This window comes from Streptomyces sp. NPDC002276, from assembly GCF_053891435.1.
In genome coordinates, this window is the sequence record NZ_JBSFCQ010000003.1 from 437392 (window position 1) to 451073 (window position 13682).

General features: G+C 69.5%; 10 protein-coding genes. 5 read left to right on the forward strand and 5 right to left on the reverse strand.

Features of this window, described 5'->3' with window-relative positions:
* Positions 1 to 116 precede the first annotated feature (116 nt).
* Both ACWIHT_RS10945 and ACWIHT_RS10950 read left to right on the forward strand, forming a co-directional pair.
* A complete protein-coding gene (locus ACWIHT_RS10945) occupies positions 117 to 3791 on the forward strand; it encodes a S8 family serine peptidase (RefSeq protein WP_456166681.1) in 3675 nt (1224 codons plus the stop codon).
* Positions 3792 to 3849: 58 nt separating this feature from the next.
* On the forward strand, positions 3850 to 4851 hold the full coding sequence (locus ACWIHT_RS10950; protein ID WP_456166682.1) for a helix-turn-helix transcriptional regulator: 1002 nt from the start codon (positions 3850 to 3852) through the stop codon (positions 4849 to 4851).
* Positions 4852 to 4916: 65 nt separating this feature from the next.
* Here ACWIHT_RS10950 and acnA read toward each other — a convergent pair whose 3' ends face one another.
* Positions 4917 to 7631, reverse strand: coding sequence for an aconitate hydratase AcnA (acnA, locus tag ACWIHT_RS10955; RefSeq protein ID WP_456166683.1), 2715 nt, complete (start codon positions 7629 to 7631; stop codon positions 4917 to 4919).
* Between the two features lie 313 nt (positions 7632 to 7944).
* On the opposite strand from acnA, the gene ACWIHT_RS10960 reads away from it, so the two are divergent.
* The 3 genes from ACWIHT_RS10960 (at position 7945) to ACWIHT_RS10970 (ending at position 10140) form a co-directional block, all read left to right on the forward strand.
* Positions 7945 to 8295: a hypothetical protein gene (locus ACWIHT_RS10960; RefSeq protein WP_456166685.1), complete on the forward strand. Its 351-nt coding sequence runs from the start codon at positions 7945 to 7947 to the stop codon at positions 8293 to 8295.
* Between the two features lie 53 nt (positions 8296 to 8348).
* Positions 8349 to 8546, forward strand: a complete 198-nt coding sequence (locus ACWIHT_RS10965; RefSeq protein ID WP_456166687.1) for a DUF4236 domain-containing protein — start codon at positions 8349 to 8351, stop codon at positions 8544 to 8546.
* 64 nt (positions 8547 to 8610) lie between these two features.
* Positions 8611 to 10140 (forward strand): helix-turn-helix domain-containing protein, encoded by a 1530-nt coding sequence (locus ACWIHT_RS10970; RefSeq protein WP_456166689.1) that lies wholly within the window; start codon positions 8611 to 8613, stop codon positions 10138 to 10140.
* 62 nt (positions 10141 to 10202) lie between these two features.
* Here ACWIHT_RS10970 and ACWIHT_RS10975 read toward each other — a convergent pair whose 3' ends face one another.
* The 4 genes from ACWIHT_RS10975 to ACWIHT_RS10990 form a co-directional block, all read right to left on the reverse strand.
* Entirely contained in the window at positions 10203 to 10394 is a 192-nt protein-coding gene (locus tag ACWIHT_RS10975; protein WP_398854581.1) for a hypothetical protein, read from the reverse strand.
* 110 nt (positions 10395 to 10504) lie between these two features.
* Positions 10505 to 10867 carry an ArsR/SmtB family transcription factor gene (locus ACWIHT_RS10980; RefSeq protein ID WP_456166691.1) on the reverse strand — a complete coding sequence of 121 codons (363 nt, stop codon included), beginning with the start codon at positions 10865 to 10867 and terminating at the stop codon, positions 10505 to 10507.
* A 182-nt stretch (positions 10868 to 11049) separates the two neighbouring features.
* Positions 11050 to 12360 carry a hypothetical protein gene (locus tag ACWIHT_RS10985; RefSeq protein WP_456166693.1) on the reverse strand — a complete coding sequence of 437 codons (1311 nt, stop codon included), beginning with the start codon at positions 12358 to 12360 and terminating at the stop codon, positions 11050 to 11052.
* A gap of 74 nt (positions 12361 to 12434) precedes the next feature.
* Complete coding sequence (locus tag ACWIHT_RS10990) at positions 12435 to 13673, reverse strand: ricin-type beta-trefoil lectin domain protein (RefSeq protein WP_456166695.1); 1239 nt, start codon at positions 13671 to 13673, stop codon at positions 12435 to 12437.
* Between the last annotated feature and the right edge of the window lie 9 nt (positions 13674 to 13682).

Genomic DNA, 13682 nt, shown 5'->3' on the forward strand with positions numbered 1-13682 from the left:
GGCACTCTCCGGCCACGTGATTCCCTTGAGCCGCCGTGGCCCCGGCACTCACTCTGATGGCTGGCTTCCGCTCACCGGGCGGAAGCGTTTCCGCGTTCAGGGGAGGACGTCCACCCATGCGAAGACTCCACGCCCTGTGGGCCGTGGCCGGAGTGGCCGGACTGCTCACGGGTGCCATCACGCCCGCGACAGCCGCTGCCGGTTCCACGGTCTCCACCCACCTCACGGGCCCGAGCACCGCCCCACCGCAGACCGTCACCCTCATCACCGGCGACACCGTGACCCTCACCGTCGGACCGGACGGCAAGAACGCCGTCGACGTACGGCGCGGCAAGGGCCGCGAGGCCGCCACCTTCCTGTCCAGCGAGAAGAACGGCGAGATCAGCGTCCTGCCGGCGGACGCCGTCCCGCTCATCAAGGCGGGCCGCCTCGACCCGGCCCTGTTCAACGTCACCCAGCTCGTCAAGCAGGGGTACACCGACGCGAAGACGGGCTCCACCCCGGTCATCGCGACGTACGACAAGGCCGCCGAGACCCCCGAGGGCACGCGCCGGACGCTGGCGCTGCCCGGGATCGACGGCGCCGCGCTCAGCGCGAAGAAGTCCACGGCCTTCTGGTCGGACATCGCCCCGGCGCTCGGCACCGCGCCCACCGCGAAGGCCGCGAAGCAACTCGGCGACGGCATCGACAAGATCTGGCTGGACGCCAAGGTGAAGGCCTCCCTCGACGTGAGCGTGCCGCAGATCGGCGCGCCCGAGGTGTGGAAGGCGGGCTACGACGGCACGGGCGTCGAGGTCGCGGTCCTGGACACCGGCGTGGACCTCGGCCACCCGGACCTGGCCGGGAAGATCGCCGGCTCGGAGAGCTTCGTACCGGACGAGACGGTGCAGGACGGCTTCGGCCACGGCACCCATGTGGCGTCCACGATCGTCGGCTCGGGCGCGGCCTCGGGCGGCCGGTACAAGGGCGTGGCGCCGGGCGCGAAGCTGCTGGTCGGCAAGGTGCTGGACAACACGGGCAGCGGTCAGGCCTCCTGGATCATCGCGGGCATGGAGTGGGCGGCGCACTCCGGCGCGAAGATCGTCTCGATGTCGTTGGGCGGTACGGCGTACGGTCCCTCCGACGTGCTGAGTGAGACCGTCGACGAACTGTCCGCGTCCACGGGCGCGTTGTTCGTGATCGCGGCCGGCAACGCGGGCCCGGGCGAGCAGACCGTGGGCACGCCGGGCATCGCCGACTCGGCGCTGACGGTGGGCGCGGTCGACAAGTCGGACAAGTTGGCCTCGTTCTCCAGCCGGGGTCCGCGCCTCGGCGACTCCGCGGTCAAGCCGGAGATCACCGCGCCGGGCGTGAGCATCACGGCGGCCCGCGCCGCCGGCACCACCATGCCCGGTGGTACGCCGGTCGACGACTACTACACGACGGCGAGCGGCACTTCGATGGCCACCCCGCATGTCGCGGGCGCGGCGGCGCTGGTGGTGCAGGCCCATCCGGACTGGACCGGCGAGCAGATCAAGGAGGCGCTGGCCAGCACCGCGAAGACGAACACCGTCAACTCCGTGTTCGAGCAGGGCGACGGCCGGGTCGACGCCGTACGGGCGGTCGAGCAGGACGTCTTCGCGACCTCGGCGCTGAGCTTCGGCAGGTTCGAGGACGGTGACAACGGTGTCGTCGACAAGGACATCACGTACACCAACTCCACTGACAGTCCGGTGGAGTTGAAGCTCTCGTCGTCGCTGACCGACCTCGCTCTGAGCGCGGACACCCTGACCGTGCCCGCGCGGGGCACCGCGACCGTCTCCGTCGGCGTGGACCCGTCGCGGGAGACCGAGGGCCGGTACACGGGCCATGTCACGGCGACCGCGGACGGCGGAGTCCAGGTCACCACGGCCGTCGGCTTCGAGAAGGCGCCGAAGACCTACAACCTCAAGGTCTCGCTCGTGGACCGCGAGGGCAGGCCGTCGACCGGGGCCTCGCTCTACACGCTCCAGGAGCTGAACGGCGCCTACGACGACGAGTACGGCTTCCTCGGCACCGGCGCGACCTGGCAGGTACCGGCCGGCACCTACTCCATCGCGACCTGGATCCCGGACCGGGACGGGGCCGGTCTCGCCGTGGGCACCTCGATCGTCGGCAACCCGGAGATCAAGGTCGACGCGGACACCGCGGTGGTGCTCGACGCCCGCAAGGCCGTGGAGATCAAGCCGCAGACGAAGGAGGACTCCGAGTTCCGGGGATTCAGCACCAGTTGGCACCGGGAGGGGCCGGGCAGCGCCTGGGGGCTCACCTACAGCCAGGGCTTCTGGACCGATCACGTCTACGTGGCGCCGACCCCGCCGGTCACCGTGGGCACCCTGGACTTCAACGCCAAATTCCGGCTGTACGCGAAGGAGTTGACGGCGAGCGTCACCAGCCCGCAGAAGACCTCGCTGTCGTCGCTCTACTACTCCCAGACCTACAACGGCTTCCCGTTGAAGATCAGCGGTGACCACAAGGTGCAGGCGGTGGACGCGGGCGGCGGTACCGCGGCCGACTTCGCGGGACTCGACGTCAAGGGCAAGGTGGCGGTGGTCGGCGTCGGCGCCACCGACCGGGCGCAGAGCGCGCTCGACAACGCGACCAAGGCCGGAGCGGGTTACCTCATCGTCTACCGCAAGACACCGGGCTTCTGGATCGAGGCCGTGGACCGGGCGACCGCCGTTCCGCTGATGATCGCCACCGGCGAGCAGGGAGCCGCGCTGGCCGACCTGCTGAAGACCGGCAAGAAGGTCACGCTGAAGCTGAGCGGCACACCGGTCAGCCCGTACGTCTACAACCTGCTCGCCGCGCAGAGCGGCACCATCACGGCGAACCAGACCTACCGCCTCGACAAGTCCAACACCGTGAAACGAAAAGCCCGTTACTACGGCGGCACGGCCGGCGAGACGGGCTCGGACACCCTGTACACCTTCCGTCCCTGGCAGCTCTTCGGCGTCGACAACAGCGTGCCCACACAGCTGGGCACGGAACGCGACGAGTACTACTACGTCGACCCGGACACCCGCACCTGGCATGTCGTCTATCCCAACTGGCAGGCGTACCGGGGCGAATGGAGCCCGTTGCACACCTTCACCAAGGCGGCCACCGAACCCACCGAGGACTGGCTGCGCCAGGTCGTCCGGCCGGGCAGCAGCGAGGAGTACGGCCTCTCGGCCCGCACCGGCGACAAACTCACTCTCGCCGTAACGGAGTTGAACGACTCCACACCGGGCCACTACGGCTACGTCGACGGCGTCGACAACACCGCGCAGGGCAATCTCTACGCGGACGGACAGCTCGTCGGCGCCTCGACACGCGGCGGGTACGGCGTCTTCAACGTCCCGGCGGCCACGTCCTCGTACCGCTTCGTCCTGGACGCGCAGCGCAAGGCGGCCTGGGCGAAGTACTCCACGAGCACGCACACCGAGTGGACCTTCGCCTCGGCGCACACCGACACCGCGACGGCACTGCCGCTGCTCACCGTCGGCATCACCCCGAAGGGCCTCGACCTCCTCAACCGGACCGACGCCAAGCGGGAGTTGGCGGTCGGACTGTCGGTCGCGAACCCTTCGGGGAGCGTCCGGGCGAGCAGTCTGAAGGCGTGGGTCTCCTACGACGACGGCGCGTCCTGGAAAGCGGTGAGTGTGAAGAAGGGCGAGGCACGGTTCAGGCCCGCGAAGGGCGCCACGTCGGTCTCGCTGCGCGTGCGGGCCACCGACCGCGACGGCGACGCGATCGACCAGACCGTACTGGAGGCCTTCGGCCTGAAGTGAGCGGACGGCTCCAGCAGCGGTAAGGATTCTTAACAAATACGCTCTACCGTGGCGAGCCATGGTGAACACGGCACAGGATCCTGTACGGCAGACCCCTGCCGCGAGCCCTTGGGCAGCGGTGGGGGTCTCCGCCATCGACGAGGTGGTGTACCGGGCGATTCTCCAGCAGCCCGACGCGGGCGCGGGCGGCTGGGCGCTGCTGACCGGCAAGACACCGGCCGAACTGCGCGAGGCCTGCAACCGGCTGCTCACGCTCGGGCTGCTCCAACCGCCGGACTCCATGGGCGGGTTACGGGCGGTCGACCCGCGGGTGGCGATCCGTGCGCTGATCCGGCGGCGCGAGACGGAGTCCGAACTGGTCGCCGCCACCGCCGAGGAGATGGCCACCGCGTACGAGGCCGGACTGCTGCGCGAGGAACCGTCCCGGCTGATCGAGGTCGCCTCCGGCGAGGGCGCCATCGCGGCCCGCCTGGAGGAGATGTACGCCCGCGCGGAGCACGAGGTGTGCCTCTTCGACACCCCGCCCTATCTCGCCCCGCCCGCACCGCAGGTGGACCTCCAGGCCGACCTCCTCAAGCGCGGGATCGTCTCGCGCGGGATCTACGCGGCGACCGCGCTGGAGGATCCGAACGCCCTGTCCCGCGCCTGGAACATGGTCGAACTCGGGGAGCAGGCCCGGGTGTTGCCGTCCGTGCCGCTCAAACTGCTGGTGGTCGACGGGCGTCGGGCGCTGCTCCCACTGACCTCGTCGGCGGCGGGCGGCTACTGCGCCGTCGTCGTATGGCACTCGGCGGTGACCGAGGCCTTGCAGAAGCTCTTCGAGATGGCGTGGCAGCAGGCGACGCCGCTCGGTCGGCCCGCCGGGAACGGTGAACTCTCCGAGGACGAGCAGGCGTTGACGCGGCTGCTGGCGGCCGGGCTGAAGGACGAGGCGGTGGCCCGTCATCTGGGGATCAGTCTGCGGACGTTGCGGCGGCGGGTGAGCGACCTTCAGGAACGGCTGGGGGCGGCGAGCCGGTTCCAGCTCGGGATGCGGGCGGCGCAGCGGGGCTGGCTGTAGCCGAACGGCGGAGGGCCGCACCCCCGTCGCCGGGGATGCGGCCCTCAACTGCACTGCCGGGTCCGCTAGTTGCGGATCAGGTTGCGCAGCACGTACTGGAGGATGCCGCCGTTGCGGTAGTAGTCGGCCTCGCCGGGGGTGTCGATGCGGACGACCGCGTCGAACTCCACGCCGGTGTCGGTGGTGACCTTGACCGTGCTCGGGGTGGTGCCGTCGTTCAGCTCGGTGATGCCGGTGACGGAGAAGGACTCCTCGCCGGTGAGGCCGAGGGACTCGGCGTTCTGGCCCGCCGGGTACTGGAGCGGGACGACGCCCATGCCGATGAGGTTCGAGCGGTGGATGCGCTCGTAGGACTCGGCGATGACGGCCTTGACGCCGAGGAGCGCGGTGCCCTTGGCGGCCCAGTCGCGGGACGAGCCGGAGCCGTACTCCTTGCCGGCCAGGATGACCAGCGGGATGCCCTGCTCGATGTAGTTGCGCGAGGCGTCGTAGATGAACGCGACGGGGGCGTCCGCCTGCGTGAAGTCACGCGTGAAGCCGCCCTCGGTGCCCGGCGCGACCTGGTTGCGCAGGCGGATGTTGGCGAAGGTGCCGCGGATCATGACCTCGTGGTTGCCTCGGCGCGAGCCGTAGGAGTTGAAGTCACGCCGCTCGATGCCGTGCTCGGTGAGGTACTTGCCGGCCGGGGTGTCCGCCTTGATGGCACCGGCGGGCGAGATGTGGTCGGTGGTGACCGAGTCGCCGAGCTTGGCCAGCACGCGGGCGCCGGCGATGTCGGAGACCGGGGTGGTCTCCATCGTCATGCCCTCGAAGTACGGGGGCTTGCGGACGTAGGTGGACTGCGCGTCCCACTCGAAGGTGTTGCCCTCCGGGATGGGCAGCGCCTGCCACTGGGCGTCGCCCGCGAAGACGTCGGCGTAGGACTTGTTGAACATGTCCTCGCCGATGGAGTTGGCGACGACGTCGTTGACCTCGGCCTCGGTGGGCCAGATGTCTTCGAGGTAGACCGGCTTGCCGTCCTGGTCGGTGCCGAGCGCGTCGCGGGTGATGTCCACCTTCATGGAGCCCGCGAGGGCGTAGGCGACGACCAGCGGCGGGGACGCCAGGTAGTTCATCTTGACGTCGGGGTTGATCCGGCCCTCGAAGTTGCGGTTGCCGGAGAGCACCGAAGTCACGGCCAGGTCATGGTCGTTGACGGCCTTGGAGACCTCTTCCGGCAGCGGGCCGGAGTTGCCGATGCAGGTGGTGCAGCCGTAGCCGACGAGGTTGAAGCCGACCTTGTCGAGGTAGGGGGTGAGCCCCGCCTTGTCGAAGTAGTCGGTGACGACCTTGGAGCCCGGGGCGAGGGTGGTCTTGACCCACGGCTTGCGGGTCAGGCCCTTCTCGACCGCCTTCTTGGCCACCAGCGCGGCGGCGACCATGACGTACGGGTTCGAGGTGTTGGTGCAGGAGGTGATGGCCGCGACGGTGACCGCGCCGTGGTCGATCTCGTACGTCGAGCCGTCGGGGGCGGTGACGGTGACCGGGTTGCTCGGGACGCCGTTGGTGGCGGCCGGGGCGTCGGAGGCCGGGAAGGACTCCTTGCCCGCCTCGTCGTCGTCGGCGACGTAGTTGCGCACGTCGCTCTTGAACTGCTCGGAGGCGTTGGCGAGGACGATGCGGTCCTGCGGGCGCTTCGGACCTGCGATCGAGGGAACGACCGTGGCGAGGTCCAGCTCCAGCTTCTCGGAGAAGTCGGGCTCGGCGGCCGGGTCGAGCCAGAGGCCCTGCTCCTTCGCGTACGCCTCGACGAGCGCGACCTGCTGCGCCGAACGGCCGGTCAGCTTCAGGTAGTTGAGCGTCTCGCCGTCGATCGGGAAGATCGCGGCGGTGGAGCCGAACTCCGGCGACATGTTGCCGATGGTGGCGCGGTTCGCGAGGGAGGTGGCGGCGACGCCCTCGCCGTAGAACTCGACGAACTTGCCGACCACGCCGTGCTTGCGGAGCATCTCGGTGATGGTCAGCACGAGGTCCGTGGCGGTGGTGCCCGGGGTCAGCTCGCCGGTCAGCTTGAAGCCGACGACGCGCGGGATGAGCATCGAGACCGGCTGGCCGAGCATCGCGGCCTCGGCCTCGATGCCGCCGACGCCCCAGCCCAGCACACCGAGGCCGTTGACCATGGTGGTGTGGGAGTCGGTGCCGACGAGGGTGTCGGGGTACGCCTGGCCGTTGCGGACCATGACGGTCCGGGCGAGGTGCTCGATGTTGACCTGGTGGACGATGCCGGTGCCCGGCGGGACGACCTTGAACTCGTCGAACGCGGTCTGGCCCCAGCGCAGGAACTGGTAGCGCTCGCGGTTGCGGCCGTACTCCAGCTCGACGTTCTGTGCGAACGCCTCGTGGGTGCCGAACTTGTCCGCGATGACGGAGTGGTCGATGACCAGCTCGGCCGGCGCCAGGGGGTTGATCTTCGCCGGGTCGCCGCCCAGCTCCTTCACGGCCTCACGCATGGTCGCGAGGTCCACCACGCAGGGCACGCCGGTGAAGTCCTGCATGATCACACGGGCCGGCGTGAACTGGATCTCCTGCGACGGCTGGGCCTGCGAGTCCCAGGTGCCGAGGGCGCGGATGTGGTCGGCGGTGATGTTCGCGCCGTCCTCGGTGCGGAGCAGATTCTCCAGCAGGACCTTAAGGCTGTAGGGGAGCCGGGCCGAGCCCTCCACCTTGTCCAGGCGGAAGATCTCGTACGACTCGTCGCCCACCCGCAACGTGCTGCGGGCGTCGAAGCTGTTCGCCGACACGACAGTCTCCTTCATTGATGTGCGCGTTCCCACCGCATCCTGCCGCCACAACGTCTTGGCCGATCCGCTAAGGTCAGGCTAAGTTAGGTAAGCCTTACTACTGGATCGGCGGAGTGTGCGGCTGCGGTGCACCTCGGCAGATATCTCGATGTCGAGATAACTCTAGTACACGGGGGCGGATTGGTCATGCCCGGCCGCCCCTCACCTCCTCACAACCGGACGATCCCGTTCGCCTCCCCACCTTGATCGAACGTGCATACGATCACGTCGAGGCCTCGGGAGACACCCGTACGGCCCCGAACGAGGGGGTATTTTGTCCAGGATTTCAAGACGGTCTCTGCTCGCACACTCCGGAACGACCGCCGTCGGCGCGATGGTCGGCGGCGCGGCGGCGGCGCAGCCGGCCCAGGCCGCGGAGGCCGCCGCGGACACCACGGCGGCCAACTTCCCCGCGGGAACACTCTTCACCGGGGCGGCCGAACTGGACATCCCCGACTCTTTCCCGGGGCTCACGATCAAGTTCAGCGTCGCCACGATCGAGGTACCGGCGGCCAACGACATCACCGCCACGGAGATCGCCGACCTGCTCAACGACTTCGTCGCCTCCAAGGGCTGGCCGTCGCTCACCTTCTACGGCACCCCGGCGCCCGCTCCGCTGAACTGACGCCATATTCCCGGGAGTTCGGGGTACCCGGTGCGGGACGAAAGGGGGCGGGAATGCCGCTCACGTTCCGCAAGAGTTTCCGGATCCTCCCCTGGCTCCGGCTGAACATCAACAAGGGGTCCATGTCGTTCACGACAGGAGGCAAGCACGGTCCGCACTACACGCGGAGCACCTCAGGACGTCGTACGACATCGATGGATTTGCCCGGACCTTTCGGGTGGCGCAAGACCCGTAGCAAGAAGCACGACTGACCGGGCGTCACCCGAACGGCCCTCTCAAGAGGCGCAATCTCATATCTGAGATAACCTCGGCCCCATGGCAGACGACTACCTCGTACGTATCGGCAAGCTCATCCGTGACGCCCGCCAGCACCGGGGCTGGACACAGACGCAGCTTGCCGAGGCACTCGGCACCAGTCAGAGCGCCGTCAACCGCATCGAGCGCGGCAATCAGAACATCAGCCTTGAGATGATCGCTCGAATCGGTGAAGCGCTGGACAGCGAAATCGTCTCACTGGGCTATGCCGGCCCGATGCATCTGCGGGTCGTCGGCGGTCGTCGGCTCTCCGGTGCCATCGACGTGAAGACCAGCAAGAACGCGTGCGTGGCACTGCTGTGCGCCTCGCTCCTCAACAAGGGGCGCACAGTGCTGCGCCGGGTCGCGCGGATCGAGGAGGTGTACCGCCTTCTGGAGGTACTCGGCTCGATCGGCGTCCGCACCCGCTGGATCAACGACGGCGTCGACCTGGAGATCGTGCCGCCCGCCGAACTGGAGATGGCGTCGATCGACGCCGAGGCGGCCCGCCGCACCCGCTCGATCATCATGTTCCTCGGCCCGCTGCTGCACCGCATGGACAGCTTCAAGCTGCCGTACGCGGGCGGCTGCGACCTCGGCACGCGCACCATCGAGCCGCACATGATCGCGCTGCGCCGCTTCGGCCTCGACATCGCGGCGACCGAGGGCCTGTACCACGCCCGGGTCGACCGGTCCGTCACCCTCGACCGGCCGATCGTGCTGACCGAGCGCGGCGACACCGTGACCGAGAACGCGCTGCTCGCCGCAGCCCGCCACGACGGCACCACGGTCATCCGCAACGCGTCCTCCAACTACATGGTCCAGGATCTCTGCTTCTTCCTGGAGGCGCTGGGCGTACGGGTCGAGGGCATCGGCACCACCACGCTCACCGTGCACGGCGTGCCGACCATCGACGTCGACGTGGACTACTCGCCCTCCGAGGACCCGGTCGAGGCGATGAGCCTGCTGGCCGCCGCTGTCGTCACCGAGTCGGAGCTGACGGTCCGCCGGGTGCCCATCGAGTTCCTGGAGATCGAGCTCGCGGTCCTGGAGGAGATGGGCCTCGACCACGACCGCACCCCCGAGTACGTCGCGGACAACGGCCGTACGCGCCTGGTGGACCTCACGGTCCGGCCCTCCAAGCTGGAGGCGCCGATCGACAAGATCCACCCGATGCCGTTCCCGGGCCTGAACATCGACAACGTCCCGTTCTTCGCGGCGATCGCGGCGGTCGCGCAGGGTCAGACCCTCATCCACGACTGGGTCTACGACAACCGCGCGATCTACCTCACCGACCTCAATCGCCTCGGCGGACGCCTCCAACTCCTCGACCCGCACCGCGTGTTGGTCGAGGGCCCGACCCGCTGGCGGGCCGCCGAGATGATGTGCCCGCCCGCGCTGCGGCCCGCGGTCGTCGTGCTGCTGGCGATGATGGCGGCGGAGGGCACGTCCGTGCTGCGCAACGTGTATGTCATCAACCGGGGTTACGAGGATCTGGCGGAGCGGCTCAACTCCATCGGGGCGCAGATCGAGATCTTCCGGGACATCTGAGAGTCGCCGGGGCGGGTGCCGTCGTGCCTTTCACGGGTGCGGCGGCATCCGCGCGCAGTCGTTCAGTCCGGCTGGGCGGCGAACAGTTCCAGGTGTGCGCAGGTGGGGCAACGGTAGGCGTCGATCTGCCAGTGTGGCCGACCCATCCTCTTGGCGTTGCCGAGCGGGCCTCGCTGAAGGGGGCCGGCGATCCATCGCGCGAACCCGCGGGCGCCTTGGCCGGAGTCCTCGACGAAGCCTGGTTCCAGTCCCACCGCACCGCACTGGGTGCACCGTATGTTGTTCACAGGGGGAGCCTAGTGAGCCGCTGCGGGCGTTGGCCGTCAGGGCCCGCCTGTCCCGGGGTCCCGGGGCCGCCGTGGTCTCAGCCACCGACCCCGTGCAGCCGGCGTACCGGCGCGACGGCCTGATGCGAGCGGGCGGTCAACTGCCCGACCATCACCCGCACGACCGTCACGATGTCGGGATCGTCGACGTAGTAGACCTGGTGGCGGCCCTCACGGCGGGAGCGGACGAGGCCGGCGAGCTTCAGCTTCGACAGGTGCTGACTGACCGCCGGCAGCGCGCCGCCCACCCGGTCGGCGAGGTGCGTGACATCGCATTCCCCCTGGGACAGGGCCCACATGATGTGCAGCCTGGCCTCCGAAGCGAGCAGCCCGAACGCCGCGGCCGCCTCCCCCAGAACCTCGGCGGACGGATCCCCGTGACCACCGGCCTTCTCCGCCACAGTCCGCTCTCTCCGTCGTGCCCACGTCACAGCCGATACTCACGCGCCCACCCAGTGTAGGGGCGAAGCGTCGCGCGACGACACGTCGCCGTCCCCGGCCTCGCGCGAACAGGCAACTCTCGCTCAACGGCCACCGGCGGCTTCGACTGCACGGACCGCTTCGACTACAGGGGCCGCTCCGGCTACACGGGCAGTGCGGGGAACACCGTCACCGAGCCGTCCTTGTCGCGGGCGATCTCGATCGCCACGTCCGCCGGACGACCGTCGACCGTGACGCCGACGCCCAGTTGGTGGATCCGGTGTGCCGCGTTCATGAGGCGGTCGACCTCGCTCGGCGTGAAGACGGGTCGCATACCGCTCGGGCGGGCCAGCTTCAGGGCCGACAGGCGTACCAGGACACCGGCGACGCCCAACTCCATTTCGTCGAGCCACTGTTGATCGCGCTTGAGCTGCCGGGTGAAGTTCTCGAACGGGTTGCCGGGATCGCTCTGGGCGTGCTCGACGGCCTGGAGGACGACGACCCGCCGCTTCAACGCGACGGCCAGGGCGGCGAGTTCGAGGTGGACGCGGAATGCGCCGCCCTGGTCGTCGATGCCGGGGAACGCCTTGGTCAGCGTGGCGAGTTCGACGGCCTCGTCCTCGGGGATCCCGTCGAGCGCGCTCCGCCAACGCCCCAGGCGGATCTCGACCTTGCTCAGGGCCGTGTCGATGGTGTGCACCGCCGAGTCGAGTCCCAGCGAGACACCGAGCCTGCCCTGATCGAGCAGGATGGCCGTGGCCTTGTCGATGGCGGCACGACAGCCGCCGAGCGCGCTGCGCTCGTCGTCCAGCTTGTCCTCCTGGAGCTGCTCCAGGAGTTCCGTGATGTGTTCGATGGCCTGGCGGCGCTGCTGGTCGGCGTGCGCGCTCACTCCCACCGCGACGGCCATCAGCACGAGCGGGGCGGCCACGGTGAGCGCCGTACCGCCGGCGGCAACGGCACCCGCGGTGGCACCGGCCCCACCGACCGTGCCCACCGCGGCCGCTCCACCGACCGGCACGAACACCGCCTGGTCGACAATCTTGCCCGACGGCCCGACGAGCGCACTCAGGACGCCACCGGTTACCCTCGTCGACCCCATCAAGCCAACGGTGCCCTGCCCGTACTGGGACGCGACCTTCGCCGGAATCACAATCCGGTACAGACACTCCCCGGAGGCGGTCGCCCTGGCCGCCGTGAGGGACGTCCGCGTCGACTGCGTGATGAACTGCGACAGGTGCTGTGCCAAGGGACTCGCGGCGTCGAGCGGGATACCACGGCCGCGGTCGATCTTTTCGGGAAGCGGATGCGCCTCCAGCGTGACGATCGGCTCGTCGGCCATGACGGCCAGCACTCCGCGCAGTTCGGCCAGGCGCTCACCCGTCATCGACTCGCCCGCGGGCAACCCCGGGGCCTTCACCTCGGCGGTCGCCAGCGTCCACACGGGTACGGTCGTCCTGCGGTCGTCGGTCATCGTCTCCCCCTGTTTCTCCTGGAGCAGGGTACGTGTCCGGGGCGGACGAGAACGGCGAGATGGCGTCGCCGCCGTCAGCGGGTGCTCCACTTCTGGTTGTCCTGGCCGTTGCAGTCCCAGAGTTGGAGCCGGGTGCCGTTGCCGGTCTTCTGGTCCTTGACGTCCACGCACTTGTTGGCCTGCGGATTGACCAGGTCGTTGCTGGAGTTGAGGCGGAACTGCTGGGCCGGGTTGCCGCTGCACACCGCGATCTGGATCACCGCGCCGTTCGCCGACGAGCCCCAGGCGACGTCCATGCACAGGCCCATGGAACGGATCGTGCCGTCCGAACGGAAGTCCCACTTCTGCCAGTTCTTGCCGGTACAGCTGTTGATCTGCAACGGCGAACCGTCGGCGCCCTTGTGACCCACCATCTCTATGCACTTGTTGGAGGCGTGGCTGTAGATGGTGGTGCCGGGCGCGGTGGTCACCGTCTTGGTGGCCGTGACCTTGGTGGTGGACTTCTTCGAACTCCCGCCGGAGGACGCCTTCTTGGGGGCCTCGGCGGAACTGCCCGCGATCACTCCGGCACCCGAACCGGCACCGGCGGCCGCGGCTCCCCCACCGCTCTTCACCGTGTTCTTCTTGCCGCCGTCCACCGTCTTCGCGGGGGTCGGTTTCGGCGAGGCCGGGTCCGGGCTGGCCGAACCGTAGGCTCCGGCACCGATGTTCGCCGTCGCGCCGTTCAACACGGTTCCGGCGTCGGCCACTTGCTCCGACGGCTTCCCGTCCGAACTCGACCCGCCACGCAGGCCGGACACCAGGAACGGCACGCCGATCAGCAGCGCGCCGGCTATCGCGGCACCGGCGAGGAGCCCTCGGGAGGGGCGGCCGAAGGCGGGGGCCGCGGCGGCCCCCTCGTCGGCGCCGGAACCGGCACCGGCACCGGATTCCGACGAGGCTCCGGTCGCGGTGGCGGCCAGGGCGTCGGGGTCCGGGTCGGAGTCGGCTGCGGAGGCCGAGGCGGGGGCGGGGGCGGGGGCGGCGGGGTTGTCGGGTTCCGGTGCCGCTGCTGCTGCCGCGGGTGCGGCTTCGTCGGCGCCGGCACCGGCTTCCCGGGTCACGCCCGCGCCGGAGGACGGGAGTTGAGCCGGTGCCGTGAGTGCCGCTTCCGCGGTCTCCGAGGTCGCCGACGCCCCGGCCGTCGTCTCGCCACTGGTCGGCGGGAGTGCCGTTCCGGTCTCGGGGGCGACGCCCGTGGTGGTGTCCGGGGCCGGGGCGGGCTCCGTCCCGCCCGTCGCTGCCTGGTGCTGCGGGCTGTTCTTGCCGGACATGCTGTTTCC

Excerpts from the sequence above, each read along its gene's own strand:
- ACWIHT_RS10990 (WP_456166695.1), bottom strand. The coding sequence starts at position 13,673 with ATGTCCGGCAAGAACAGCCCGCAGCACCAGGCAGCGACGGGCGGGACG.
- ACWIHT_RS10965 (WP_456166687.1), top strand. The coding sequence starts at position 8,349 with ATGCCGCTCACGTTCCGCAAGAGTTTCCGGATCCTCCCCTGGCTCCGG.
- ACWIHT_RS10970 (WP_456166689.1), top strand. The coding sequence starts at position 8,611 with ATGGCAGACGACTACCTCGTACGTATCGGCAAGCTCATCCGTGACGCC.
- ACWIHT_RS10985 (WP_456166693.1), bottom strand. The coding sequence starts at position 12,360 with ATGACCGACGACCGCAGGACGACCGTACCCGTGTGGACGCTGGCGACC.
- ACWIHT_RS10950 (WP_456166682.1), top strand. The coding sequence starts at position 3,850 with ATGGTGAACACGGCACAGGATCCTGTACGGCAGACCCCTGCCGCGAGC.
- ACWIHT_RS10945 (WP_456166681.1), top strand. The coding sequence starts at position 117 with ATGCGAAGACTCCACGCCCTGTGGGCCGTGGCCGGAGTGGCCGGACTG.